The sequence below is a fragment of the Rhodococcus sp. SG20037 genome (assembly GCF_031763325.1).
GTDB classification, from domain to species: Bacteria; Actinomycetota; Actinomycetes; order Mycobacteriales; family Mycobacteriaceae; genus Rhodococcus_F; species Rhodococcus_F qingshengii.
The window spans coordinates 735,458-747,864 of record NZ_CP134497.1; the positions used below are offsets into that span (position 1 = coordinate 735,458).

Sequence of the window (12,407 nt, forward strand, 5' to 3'; positions counted from 1 at the left end):
AGTAACTGTATGAGTCTGCACGTCCACGGGTAAGTCCGGAAGGGCGAAAGGGGCACTCAATATCGCACCATGCACGCGGCTCTCGGCATTTGATGGTGGTGTGGGTCCTGCTGTCGAGACGACGGCGCTGGACGTGGTCGACGTTAGTCCGTTGTGTGCATCTGCCGACCTATACGGTGGGATAGGTGCAGGACGAGGTTCTCGCGATCTCGTCACGGTCGGTGTCCCGCTTGATCGGGTCGGAACTCACCTCGCCGAACTCGCGTCCCTGCACCGCGACGACATCCGAGGCGGCGCAGACAGCTGATCATGTGGATCGGCCCGCACGTCTTTCGTCATGCGACGGGGATCCGATGGCCCGTGGTTTTTTGCTCGGATGGCGATCGGTAACAGTGGAAATATCTCACCGGTAACTTTCAAGTTGTGTCAGTTCTCTTTCTTAAGTGACTGTGTAACAACTAGTTTCGATGGAAGTCGCTATCTGAATTGAAATTCTGGGCGGAAATGCACGACGACCAATGGCTCTGGCAGGGGTAACTGTGCGCGTCACCGATGGCGACGGAACCAACAGCGTCGAGATCGACGTGCTCGTGACCGCCGACGCCATCACCGAAGTGCCGTCGGTTGGCTGAGACTTGTTCAGTGCCGAGCCCTGCAAGAGCGGAGTTTGCGTCGGGCGCTCCCGGTAGATCGGCGGTGGCCTTCATGGTGTGATCGCGCTCTATACGGCACTGGCTTTAGTGGTGGGTGTTGCTGTCGCGGCGCGCCGTCCTGTGGGCGGAAGGAAGAATCTGGCCGACGTGTTCGGCGGGACCGAGCATGAAGCGGTCCAAGCCGGAACGCGTTGGGCTGTAGACGAGGTGGGCGCCCCAAGTGTGCGTCGCCACCGCTGTCACCGACGAGCCGGCCGAACTGATCACCGCGGCCGTGAGGAAGCGGCGAAACGGTGAACGATTGACGGCCGGAGAAACCTCGCCCATTGCTTCTGCTCACGATGCCGCCACATATCCGACTCCACAGGAGTGCTGAGCCGTGCCTCGGGTGGTGAGGCGCTATCGCCTTCACACGATTGGAGCTGCGGAACAGGACATTTTCACGGAGAAACTTTCGCGGGGATAAACGAATCGATTCTGGAAACCCATGAGGGGAAACATGACTATCTTCTTCGACATCATGCTCGTACTCTGCGTCGTCTCCATAATAGTGTTTTCTGGATACGTTCTTTATCGCTTGGTGACAGACGAATCGAACCTGCGATAGCCAGTCGCTTCGACGTGTGGGTACAGCGGGGGCCGATCGTCCTATAGATCCGCACCATCGCAATGGGTTTCAGGGCGAGCCTCGCACGCAAGATGTGATATCCGCGAGTTTCGCCTGAATATAGGCACGCAGCACTTCTTTCTGTGCGATCTTCCCTGGTGCATGGCCTGGACCAACCCTCTGCTCATCGTTTGCCGCGTCAACCGACGTGGACGTGTGGCCGGCGGGACTGGTCGGGTTCGGCGCGGCGGAGGACCTCACGGGTCACGGGAGCGGTTTCGCCCTCACCGATGAACAGGAAGCGGAGCAGGTACATGATCGGGTTTCCCTCGGTCCACTCGAAGTAGACGTCGGGAATCACGCCGGTGATGTCCCTCGTCCGCAGGAGAACCGCCGCAATGGTGTTGGGGACGGCCGGGCTGTCGACCCACAGAATCCGGTGCTCACCGCGCTGTCGGCCGTGGACGAGGAGGTCGGTGCTGAATTCGGAGGAGTCCGTGACGTTTACCTCGATGAAGATGATCGACTCAGCCTCCGGGATGTTGCTTTCGGCGCGCTGCTGCGATTCCTTCTGCCGATACTCGTCCTCGTCGAGACGGTCGACGTCGTGCGCCACCATCGCGAGGTAACCCTTCTCGGCTGCCTCGGCGATGAATCGCAGTGCAGTCTCGTCGAATTCGACGGAGGTTGCCCGTAGTTCGAAGGCTCGCGAGATCCGGGAAAGGAAGGACACCACCATGATCGCGGCGATGAAGAACGACGCCACTTTCACACCGTCTGGACGTTCGAAGATGTTCGCGATCGTCGTGTAGACGAACAAAACTGCGACAAAACTGAACCCCACGAACAGTTTTCGCTGACCGTGCTTACGAGCGGACAGTGCAACGGCGACGGTCGCCGACGAGATGAGCACGAGGACACCGGTTGCGTACGCGGAACTCTGAGCGTCGACACCGGCGTCGAAGTAGATCGTGACAGTGATGGCGATGACGCTGAACACGAGGACCAGCGGACGCACGGCGCGGGCCCACGACGGCGCCATGCCGTAGCGGGGGAGATACCTCGGAACAAGATTGAGCAACCCTGCCATTGCCGATGCACCGGCAAACCAGAGGATCAGAATCGTGCTGAGATCGTAGACGGTTCCGAAGATCTCACCCAGATAGTCGTGGGCGAGAAAGGCAAGCGCGCGACCGTTGGCAGCGCCTCCGGGTTGGAACTCGTTTTCTGGGATCAGGATGGTGGTGACCAGGCTCGACGTCAGCAGGAATCCGCTCATGATCAGCGCCGCCGTGGTGAGCAGGCGCCGCGCACCTTTGATGCGGCCACGTGGATTCTGTTCGGTGTCGTGCGGATCGCCCTTGATCTGCGGCATGACCGCGACGCCGGTTTCGAAGCCGGACAGACCGAGAGCCAACTTCGGGAAGACGATCAGCGCGATCAGGATCATCATCGCCGGGTTTCCGTGCTCGGTGGTCATGGCGCGCGTCCAGTCGGTGACCAACGACGGCGCGGTCGCGATGTGCCACAGACCTACGGAGATGACCACCACGTTCAAGGCGAGATAGACGGCGACCAATCCGACCGCGATACCGATCGCTTCGGTGAATCCGCGGAGGAAGACCGCAGCGAGGAGCGCGAGCAGAACCAGGGTGACGGCGACGGTGTGTCCGGAGAGAAAGGTTGGAGCAAAAGGGTTCTCGACGAGGTGCGCCGTGGCATCGGCAGCCGAGAGCGTCATGGTGATGAGGAAATCGGTGGCCGCGAAGCCGAGAAGCACGAGAACGAAGATCTTGCCGCGCCACTTTGGCAGCAGCTTCTCGAGCATGGCGATCGAACCCTCGCCGTGCGGACTCTCGCGAGCCACTCGCCGGTAGACCGGTAGAGCGCCGAAGAGTGTCAGCAGAATCAACACGACTGTCGCGATGGGAGCCAACGTGCCGGCCGCCAGTGCCGCGATACCGGGTTGGTAACCGAGAGTGGAGAAGTAATCGACACCCGTCAGGCACATCACCTTCCACCACGGGTGGCGCTTCTCCTTCTTCGGCGCCATCCGGTGTGGCCCCAGATGTCCGGCTGGTTCCTCGGTGATGTCCGCGAGCAGCCAGGCCTCGGTGCGTTGTTTCACAGACGGAGCCGTGTTGTCGGCCGGGACCTCGTTGTCGGCTGCGGTCACCACGGCGTCACGGCTTCAGATAAACATCGTTGAGCGTGACAGTCCGCAGGTTTCGGCTCCGGATGATGTCCACCAGTTGCGGATACACGTGGGTCACGGGCAGATAGTTGAGGTGCCCGATCACGATGGCCCCCGGATTGAAGTACTGGTTCGCCATTTGGAGGATGTACTCCTCGGTGATCAACGAAGAATCCGACAGTGATCCGTACCAGAGGGTGGGCACGGTGTAGCCGACGCTCGCGGCCACGGAATCGACTGTCGCGTTGTGCCTTCCGTACGGCGGCCGAAAGTACGGCGCCGCGTCCACGCCGTAGGTGTTGCGCAGGAACGTGCCGTTCTTCGTCAGCTCGTCTGCGATCTGCTGCTTCGACACGGACGTCAGATCCGGGTGCGAGTAGGTGTGATTGCCGAGCTGAATTTGCCCGCTCTCGACCAGCGGTCTGAGAAGTCCGGCGTTTTCGGTCCACGAGTTGTATTGCCCGTTGACGAAGTACGTCAAACGGATGCCGGTGTCTTTTGCGAACTGTGTGTAGAGGCGCACGACTTCGGAGCTGGCTCCGTCGTCAACCGTCAGGGCAAACAGATCCCCACCGCCGGGTAACGCGGTCAACGATCCGCCGGCGGGCAGCGGCACCCGGGCAGACGGCGGTGGAGGCGGCAACAAGGCAGGCGGGAGATCCGGGACAGGGACGGGGTCGGTTGGTTCGTCGGCTGCAGCGATTGCCGTCCCGACCGAACGTGACGAACAAGCGGTTCCCATGGTCACCGCGGCGGTTCCGGTCAGAGTTGCTGCTGCGAGGGCACTGAGGAAGCGTCGGCGGTCCACAGGGCGGAGCCTAGAGCAGATTTGCCTAATTCGGACTTCATTCTCAGCGTTCTTTCAGCGAAAGACCAGCCGTGTCCGGTATCGACAGGTTCTACTCAGGAACGGTGGATAGCGTGTCGGCCGTGGAACCGCGACCTCGACACTCGGCAACCAGGCACAGGCGTAGGCGTCAACCGCAGCGGTCGACGCTCTCGGTGGGGCGCAAGCTGGCGGCGGCGTCCCTGTCGACGACGATTCTGGTGGGCGTCGGAATCGGCTGGTACGTGCAGTCGGATCTCACGTCGGGGCTGTACCGGTCGGACGCGCTCTCCGCCCTCGGTGACGACGCCGGCAGTTCGCTCGACGGGGATACCAACATCTTGTTGATCGGGCTCGACAGTCGTAAAGCGATGGACGGCAGCGACCTGCCGGCTGAGTTCGTCACCGACAAGCTGCATGCGGGGGACAGTGATGTGGGTGGATACAACACGAACACGCTTATCCTGCTCCATGTTCCGGGCGATGGCGGCAAGGCCAGTGCAGTGGCGATCCCACGCGACGACTACGTCGCGGTACCCGGCTACGGAATGGCCAAGATCAAGGAAGCCTACGGAATGGCGAAGGCTGATGCGGACGCCAAACTCATAGCGGACGGTGTGACGGATCCTGCTGCACGAGAACAACAAGCGCGTGAAGTCGGAAGACGGTCGACACTGACCACCGTGCAGAATCTGCTCAAGGTTCCGATCGATCACTTTGCCGAAGTGAATCTGATGGGCTTCTACGACGTCGTCTCGGCTATCGGCCCCGTTCAGGTGTGCCTTAACAATCCGGTGCAGGATGACTTCTCGGGCGCCAACTTCCCGGCCGGAGTTCAGACTCTCGATGCGTCACAGGCACTTTCGTTTGTCCGTCAACGCCACGGCCTGGACAACGGGGACTTGGATCGCACCCACCGGCAGCAGGCTTTCATCAGCGCGGTGATCGCCAACTTGAAGGGCTCCGGCGTCATCGGAAACATTCCGAAGATGACGGCACTGGCCGACGTGGTGAAGAAGGATGTGGTGATCGATTCTGCCATGGATCCCGTCCGATTCGCTTCTCAGGCAAGCGCTCTCGCAGGTGGGAACATCGACTTCTACACCCTGCCCATCGAGGGATACGAGACCGTCGACGGCCAGGACGTCAACATGGTCGATCCGGCGCGTCTGCGTAGTGAAGTGTCGCGGATCTTCGCGGGAGGTGACTCGGCATCTGCACCTGCGATGGACACTGCTGTCTCGACCGGGAACGAAGTTGTGGATATCCGCAACGGAACCGCGACGGACGGGTTGGGCGCCGCGTTGGCAGCGGCGACGAAAGCGTCGGGAGTCGAAGTCGGAGAGGTGAGCACCGCAGTTGCGACGGCAAAGTCGGTGGTCAGCTATGGAGTCGGCGCCAAAGCCGTCGCAGAGGCGCTGGCCGAGCAGTTGGGCGTGGCCGCAGTGCCTAACGAGCAGGCAGCGGCCGAATCAGTGTCTGTACTGATCGGTGAGGACAATGCGCAGACCGTGTTCTCGGCCGCTCCGGCGCAGTCGGACTCGTCGGTATCCGCCGGCACCGTTCCCGATACGGGAGCGCAGGGATCACCCATCCGGGCCGACGCGAATGGCGGCATCCCCTGTGTGGACTAACTCTCAGGTAATTCGCACCAAACTCACGCTGACTTCTTCGATCTGCGGGTCTACATTGGAGAAGTCGAACTCAGTCGGGTACTTCACCTTTGGGGTACCTGACTTGAGATTGCGTAGTTGAAAGGATCACCGACATGGCTACAACAGCAGCGGTACAGAATCCGACACGCTCACGTGCCAGGACCATGTCCTTGTCCGAGTACGTGGCCGAGCATCCGGCGCAGCGCGTTTTCCCACCGACCAGTGAGCGGGCGGCCAGGATGGCGATGCTCATCATGTTCGCCCTGATGGCCGTCACCCTCGTCGTACTGGTACTTGACGAGGCAGGAATTTTCGGATGAAGGCAGCGGTCTTCGGCTGAGCCGGACCTTTAGTTACTCTTGAGTAATGACTGAACAGAAGAGCTGGAATGCGTTCACCGTCGAGCGCGAAGACAACATCGCCCAGGTGACGCTGATCGGGCCGAGCAAGGGCAACGCGATGGGGCCGGATTTCTGGAGTGAACTCCCCGAAATCTTCGCCGACCTCGACGCCGACCCCGAGGTGCGTGCAATCGTCATCGCCGGTTCCGGCAAGCACTTCTCGTTCGGACTGGACCTGCCGGCGATGAGCGGTGAATTCGGTGCCGTCCTCGCGGACAAGGCTCAGGCAGGCCCGCGCACCAAGTTCCACGACATGATCAAGCGCATGCAGTCGGGCATCAATGCCGTCGCAGATTGCCGCAAGCCCGTCGTCGCAGCTGTGCAGGGCTGGTGCATCGGCGGCGGCGTCGACCTGATCACGGCGGCGGACATCCGCTACGCAAGTGCCGATGCCAAGTTCAGCATCCGCGAGGTCAAGGTCGCGATCGTCGCAGACATGGGCAGCCTCGCGCGTCTGCCCGCGATCATCGGCGACGGACACCTGCGTGAGTTGGCTCTGACCGGCAAGGACATCGACGCAGCGCGCGCCGAGAAGATCGGCCTCGTCAACGACGTTTTCGAAGATGCCGACGCGGTACTGGCAGCGGCGCGCGCGACCGCCAAGGAGATTGCGCTCAACCCGCCGCTCGTCGTCCACGGGATCAAGGACGTGCTCGATCACACCCGCAGCGCGAGCGTGAACGACAGCCTTCGCTACGTCGCAGCCTGGAACGCGGCGTTCCTGCCTTCGCAGGATCTGACCGAGGCCATCACCGCCGTCTTCCAGAAGCGCCCGCCAGTCTTCCAGGGTGAGTAGGAACTGCAAGGGTGAGTAGGAACTGCAAGGGCGAGTAAAAACAGCACAAAAATCCCCGCACATCTTCCGATGTGCGGGGATTTTCGTTAGGCCTGAGAACTCGAGCTCAGTGACCGCCGTTGGCAGCGAGACGCTTGATCGAAGCCTCGATCTCGGCCTCTGCCTCGGCGCGGCCGACCCAGTTGGCTGCCTCGACGTGCTTGTTCGGCTCGAGGTCCTTGTAGTGGACGAAGAAGTGCTTGATCGCATCGAGCTCGAACTGTGAGATGTCACCCAGATCCTGGATGTGATCCCAGCGGGGGTCGCCGGCCGGAACGCAGAGGACCTTGTCGTCTCCGCCGGCCTCGTCGACCATCTTGAACATCGCGACTGCGCGAGCCTCGACGATGACGCCGGGGAAGACCGACTCGGGGAGCAGGACCATGGCGTCGAGCGGATCGCCGTCCTCACCCAGGGTGTTTTCGATGAAGCCGTAGTCGGCCGGGTAGCCGAAAGCTGTGTAGAGGTAGCGATCGAGTTTGACGCGACCGGTTACGTGGTCGACCTCGTACTTGTTGCGCTGACCCTTGGGGATCTCGATGGTGACGTCGAACTCCACGCCGATTCCTCGCTGTCGTGTCGGTAATGATTCGTCGGAAGGATATCGGGTCAAGGATAAGGTTGCCTGACCACCCAGTAGGCAGAGCACAGACGGAGGGGCGTTGGCGGGCCAAGGAAAGAAGAAGATCGGCTCGTTGGAAGAGAGTCGACGGCGTAACTTCCGCATCCTTCTGGCGGTCGGTGCAGTGGTTGTACTGGCCGTCGCCGGAGTTGTCGTCGTGAAACTCGGTACGTCGGACGACACCGCGGGCAGCGCGACCGTGACTACGTCGCCGCAGCCTGCGCTCGTGACGCCGTCACCTCAGGTGGTGCCCGTCCCGACGGACGCACCGATCCCGAGCGCGGCGGGAATCGCAGCGGCGATCGGCCCGGCCGTGGCCAACCCGGATCTGGGGAAGTTCACCGGAGTAGTCGCTGATGCGCTCACCGGAAACATTCTCTGGAGCACGGACCCGTCGACGCCGATGACGCCCGCGTCCACGACAAAGGTGCTGACCGCATCGGCGGCACTGCTGAAGTTGCCGCTCGACCACCGGCTGTCCACGACGGTGGTTCCCGGAGCGAGCCCCGGGCAGGTCGTTCTGGTCGGCGGCGGTGACCCGACGCTGACGGCGACGCCGAAGGGGCAGAGCGGGTACTACGCCAACGCAGCGCACATCGCGGATCTCGTCGACCAGATCAAGGCTGCCGGTACGCCGGTGAACAGCGTCGTGGTGGATTCGAGCTTGTTCAAGGGCGACAACATGGCCACCGGCTGGTTTACCGCGGACATCGCGGCGGGCTACATCACCCCGATCGAATCGGTGATGATCGAAGGCGGTCGGTACGACGGCACTCAAGACGAGTCACCGCGTTCGGAAACTCCCGCGTTGGACGCGGGCAAGGTTCTCGCTCAGGCGCTCGGTGTCGATCCCGCCAACGTGAGTCTCGGCGCCGCGCCTGCCGGTGCCAAGCCGATCGCGACCGTGCAGTCGGCACCGCTGAGCGACCGGTTGCTGCAGATGATGGAACATTCCGACAACGTGCTCGCCGAGACCATCGGGCGTGAGGTCGCGATTGCCTCCGGAATCGAAGCCTCGTTCACCGGAGCAGTCGACGCGACCGGCAAGACCCTGCAGGCGGCCGGGTTCGATTACACCGGAGTTTCGTTGCACGATTCCAGCGGGCTGTCCGTCGACGATCTCATTCCTGCTCAGGTACTCGATCGCGTCATGACGGCTGCGGCCGGTGACGGTGATCCGAAACTGCGTCCGCTGCTGGACTACCTTCCGGTGGCCGGCGGAACAGGAAGTTTGTCCGACCGCTACGCGTCCGGAAACCGAACCGGTGCGGGTTGGGTGCGGGCCAAGACGGGAACTCTCTCGACGGCCAGCGCGTTGTCAGGGTTCGTGGTCGATCAGAACGGGCGAGTGCTCACCTTCGCACTGATGTCCAATGACCGGCCGCCAGAAGTGAGCCGTCCTGCCCTGGACGCGATTGCCGGAGCGTTGAGGAATTGCGGGTGCCAATAGTGGCCGAAAAGACTCCACAAGATGATGAAGCCTCGGCTCCGCTCGGTGGTGCCGTCGACTGGAGTCTTGCCGCCAAAGCCGGGATAAAGCTGGCGCGCGGTGGCCCCGCGATGTCTCGCTACACGGCCGAGACGGCAACCGCAGAACTCGCCGAAGCGTCCGAGCGTGCAGAACTGCCGGTTCGTGAAGTGACCGGTTTGGCCGACGGTCTACCGGTCCCGGCCGCTGACGTGCTTGACCGGGCCGGGTGGATCACGGCGGCCTCGCGGTCGATGGCACATCTCACCGGCGCCGACCCTGACGGCAGTGGCAATCTCATCGTCGGAAAGCCGGCGGGCCTGCAGGCCGGCGCCATGCTGGCGTACCTGTCTTCGGCGATCCTCGGGCAGTACGACCCGTTCACCGGCGAGCACGGCACCCTGCTTCTGGTCACACCGAACATCGTCTCCGTCGAACGGTCCCTTCGGCTGAACCCGAGTGACTTCCGGTTGTGGGTCTGCCTGCACGAGGTCACGCACCGGGTCCAGTTCTCGTCCTCGCCGTGGCTCGCGGAGTACATGAAGGAATCCGTCGAAACGCTTGGTGCGACGGTGGACGAGTCGATGACCGACGTTGTCGGGCGCCTTGCTGCAGAGCTGCGCTCGCGGAAGGAACCCGACTCCAGTGACGGTGCGACGGCGGGCGGCATCATCGGGCTGCTGCGCGCCTCGCAGGCGGAGCCTCAGCGTGACGCGCTGGATCGGATGCTTGTACTCGGCACCCTCCTCGAAGGGCATGCAGACCATGTGATGGACGCCGTCGGCCCCGCCGTGGTGCCGTCGGTGGCAACTATCCGCGCGGCCTTCGACAAGCGTCGGCAGCGCAAGTCCAACCCCGTGCAGCGGATCATCAAGATGCTTCTCGGCATGGACGCCAAGATGGCGCAGTACGTGCGCGGCAAGGCCTTCGTCGACGCGGTGGTTCTCAAGGTCGGCATGGAGCAGTTCAACACCATCTGGACCGGGCCCGAGACCTTGCCGTTGCTCGACGAGATCGACAATCCCGACGCGTGGGTAAAGCGCGTTCTCGGCTAGATGCTGCTGCCTGAGACGCCTGCCCTACTGGCGCTGCGACAGGCCGTGCGGGCGTGGACGCTCGCATTCGAGCCACGACGCCGTGTGGTCGTCGCCCTGTCCGGGGGAGCCGATTCGTTGGCCCTGACAGCAGCAGCGGTGGCGGAAACCGATTCGGTCGACGCGTTGATCGTGGACCATCGCCTACAAGATGGTTCGGATGCCGTCGCGCGCTCGGCCGCAGACCAGGCGCTGGCGCTGGGTTGCCGGACCGCGACGGTGCTGACAGTCGACGTAGCCGATGGTGGGAGTCTCGAAGCCGCTGCGCGTGAGGCTCGGTATAACGCCCTACGCGACGCGAGGGCTGACCTCCCGGTTCTGCTCGGACACACGCTCGACGATCAGGCCGAGACCGTGCTTCTCGGACTCTCGCGCGGGTCCGGTGGGCGATCGATTCAAGGTATGGCTGCATTCGACGCTCCCTGGGGACGGCCGCTCCTCGGCCTCCGGCGATCGGTGACCAGGGCGGCCTGCGTCGACCTGGGAATCACGCCGTGGGAGGACCCGCACAACAACAATCCCGAGTTCACTCGCGTACGTCTGCGGCACGAGGCGTTGCCGCTGCTCGAAGAAATTCTCGGCGGGGGAGTTCCCGAAGCATTGGCCCGAACCGCGACGCAGTTGCGTGAGGACGGTGAGGCGCTCGACGAGTACGCCGAGGCCCTACTCCTACGGGTTGTCGTCGACGGGGAAGTGGAAGTGGACACACTTGCCGAAGCGCCCACCGCAATCCGCCGACGCGCTCTGCGGGCCTGGCTGCTGCAGGGCGGCGCAAAAGCATTGACGGACAAACAGTTACGCGCAGTCGACGCCCTGGTGACCGACTGGCGGGGGCAAGGCGGCGTCGCGATCGGGGGCGGAACACCGGAGGCGAGGTTGGTGGCGGCCCGGCGACGTGGCAGGCTGATCCTCGGATTCGAAGACCGACGAAGGGTTTGACGCGTGTACGAGGGCGACATCGCATCGGTACTGATCTCCGAAGAACAGATCCGTGCACGAACGGCGGAACTGGCTGAGGACATCGCCAAGCGTTACCCGACAGGCGCCCCCGAAGGGGATCTCCTGCTGATCGGCGTCCTCAAGGGAGCGGTCTTCTTCATGACCGACTTCGCCCGCGCCCTGCCGATCCCGTCGCAGATGGAATTCATGGCCGTGAGCTCCTACGGATCCTCGACCTCGTCTTCGGGCGTCGTCCGCATCCTCAAGGACCTCGACAAGGACATCGCCGGTCGCCACGTGCTGATCGTCGAAGACATCATCGACTCCGGTCTCACGCTGTCGTGGCTGATGCGCAACCTCAAGACACGTAATCCCGCTTCGCTCGAGGTCGTCACATTGCTCCGCAAGCCCGACGCGGTCAAGATCGACGTCGATGTCCGCGACGTGGGCTTCGACATCCCCAACGAGTTCGTCGTCGGTTACGGCCTCGACTACGCCGAGCGGTACCGCGATCTGCCGTACATCGGCACCCTGGACCCCGAGGTCTACGGCGGCTGAGCCTGCTCGCCGGTAACACCACTGACTCGTCCACCGATAGCGTCGCTGTCGCCTTCGACCGTGGAGGCAGCTTGGACGAGCACGGAGGTATCGGGCCTGATGGGTCTCATGGACGGGTTGATCGGTAACGCTGGAAAGATCGATCCCGCTGCGGCGCACCACGAATACGCGCGTCTGCTCGGACACGGGGAGCAGGTTCATGCGGCGTATCAGTTGGTTCGCGACGCATTTCTGTTCACGAATCGGCGACTCTTGATGGTCGACAAGCAGGGGCTGACGGGTCGCAAGATCGAGTACCACAGTGTGCCGTACCGGTCGATCACCCACTTCGCGGTCGAGACAGCCGGAACCTTCGATCTCGACGCCGAGCTGAAGATATGGATCTCGGGGAACGCGACACCGATCCAGAAACAGTTCACCAAGCAGGTCGACATCTACGAAGTCCAGGCGATCCTGTCGCATTTTGTCGTGTCCTGATGTGCAGCTGAGCTCCCTCGCCAAGACGTACTGTCGGTCCCATATGAAACCGTTGGGTCGGTTGGGATCGACGAGGCG

At 62.7% G+C, this 12,407-nt stretch carries 12 protein-coding genes; 8 read left to right on the plus strand and 4 right to left on the minus strand.

Annotation, left to right across the window (positions count from 1 at the left end):
• Positions 1-737: 737 nt before the first annotated feature.
• The 3 genes from RHP72_RS03420 to RHP72_RS03430 form a co-directional block, all read right to left on the minus strand.
• The gene (locus tag RHP72_RS03420; RefSeq protein WP_311094317.1) at positions 738-980 is read right to left on the minus strand and encodes a hypothetical protein; all 243 of its coding nucleotides are present in this window, start codon (positions 978-980) and stop codon (positions 738-740) included.
• 479 nt (positions 981-1,459) lie between these two features.
• A complete protein-coding gene (locus RHP72_RS03425) occupies positions 1,460-3,439 on the minus strand; it encodes an amino acid permease (RefSeq protein WP_311094318.1) in 1,980 nt (659 codons plus the stop codon).
• A gap of 4 nt (positions 3,440-3,443) precedes the next feature.
• Complete coding sequence (locus RHP72_RS03430) at positions 3,444-4,262, minus strand: polysaccharide deacetylase family protein (protein ID WP_007727026.1); 819 nt, start codon at positions 4,260-4,262, stop codon at positions 3,444-3,446.
• 122 nt (positions 4,263-4,384) lie between these two features.
• Between RHP72_RS03430 and RHP72_RS03435 the strand changes: the two genes are divergently transcribed.
• The 3 genes from RHP72_RS03435 (at position 4,385) to RHP72_RS03445 (ending at position 7,132) form a co-directional block, all read left to right on the plus strand.
• Entirely contained in the window at positions 4,385-5,914 is a 1,530-nt protein-coding gene (locus tag RHP72_RS03435; RefSeq protein WP_230691628.1) for an LCP family protein, read from the plus strand.
• Between the two features lie 134 nt (positions 5,915-6,048).
• Positions 6,049-6,255 carry a hypothetical protein gene (locus RHP72_RS03440; RefSeq protein WP_124568973.1) on the plus strand — a complete coding sequence of 69 codons (207 nt, stop codon included), beginning with the start codon at positions 6,049-6,051 and terminating at the stop codon, positions 6,253-6,255.
• Positions 6,256-6,301: 46 nt separating this feature from the next.
• Entirely contained in the window at positions 6,302-7,132 is an 831-nt protein-coding gene (locus RHP72_RS03445) for a crotonase/enoyl-CoA hydratase family protein (protein WP_007727023.1), read from the plus strand.
• Between the two features lie 106 nt (positions 7,133-7,238).
• Here the strand turns inward: RHP72_RS03445 and RHP72_RS03450 are convergent, their stop codons facing one another.
• Positions 7,239-7,730, minus strand: a complete 492-nt coding sequence (locus RHP72_RS03450; RefSeq protein WP_003941181.1) for an inorganic diphosphatase — start codon at positions 7,728-7,730, stop codon at positions 7,239-7,241.
• A gap of 103 nt (positions 7,731-7,833) precedes the next feature.
• On the opposite strand from RHP72_RS03450, the gene dacB reads away from it, so the two are divergent.
• The 5 genes from dacB (at position 7,834) to RHP72_RS03475 (ending at position 12,329) form a co-directional block, all read left to right on the plus strand.
• Entirely contained in the window at positions 7,834-9,243 is a 1,410-nt protein-coding gene (gene dacB / locus RHP72_RS03455; RefSeq protein ID WP_311094319.1) for a D-alanyl-D-alanine carboxypeptidase/D-alanyl-D-alanine-endopeptidase, read from the plus strand.
• A complete protein-coding gene (locus RHP72_RS03460; RefSeq protein WP_047269664.1) occupies positions 9,243-10,316 on the plus strand; it encodes a zinc-dependent metalloprotease in 1,074 nt (357 codons plus the stop codon). The genes dacB and RHP72_RS03460 overlap by 1 nt, the downstream gene beginning before the upstream one ends.
• Positions 10,317-11,294 (plus strand): tRNA lysidine(34) synthetase TilS, encoded by a 978-nt coding sequence (tilS, locus tag RHP72_RS03465; RefSeq protein ID WP_007727016.1) that lies wholly within the window; start codon positions 10,317-10,319, stop codon positions 11,292-11,294.
• A gap of 3 nt (positions 11,295-11,297) precedes the next feature.
• On the plus strand, positions 11,298-11,852 hold the full coding sequence (hpt, locus tag RHP72_RS03470; protein ID WP_020906068.1) for a hypoxanthine phosphoribosyltransferase: 555 nt from the start codon (positions 11,298-11,300) through the stop codon (positions 11,850-11,852).
• A 99-nt stretch (positions 11,853-11,951) separates the two neighbouring features.
• The gene (locus RHP72_RS03475) at positions 11,952-12,329 is read left to right on the plus strand and encodes a PH domain-containing protein (protein ID WP_030534814.1); all 378 of its coding nucleotides are present in this window, start codon (positions 11,952-11,954) and stop codon (positions 12,327-12,329) included.
• The last annotated feature ends 78 nt before the right edge of the window (positions 12,330-12,407 follow it).

Excerpts from the sequence above, each read along its gene's own strand:
- tilS (WP_007727016.1), top strand. The coding sequence starts at position 10,317 with ATGCTGCTGCCTGAGACGCCTGCCCTACTGGCGCTGCGACAGGCCGTG.
- RHP72_RS03475 (WP_030534814.1), top strand. The coding sequence starts at position 11,952 with ATGGGTCTCATGGACGGGTTGATCGGTAACGCTGGAAAGATCGATCCC.
- RHP72_RS03445 (WP_007727023.1), top strand. The coding sequence starts at position 6,302 with ATGACTGAACAGAAGAGCTGGAATGCGTTCACCGTCGAGCGCGAAGAC.
- RHP72_RS03440 (WP_124568973.1), top strand. The coding sequence starts at position 6,049 with ATGGCTACAACAGCAGCGGTACAGAATCCGACACGCTCACGTGCCAGG.
- RHP72_RS03420 (WP_311094317.1), bottom strand. The coding sequence starts at position 980 with ATGGGCGAGGTTTCTCCGGCCGTCAATCGTTCACCGTTTCGCCGCTTC.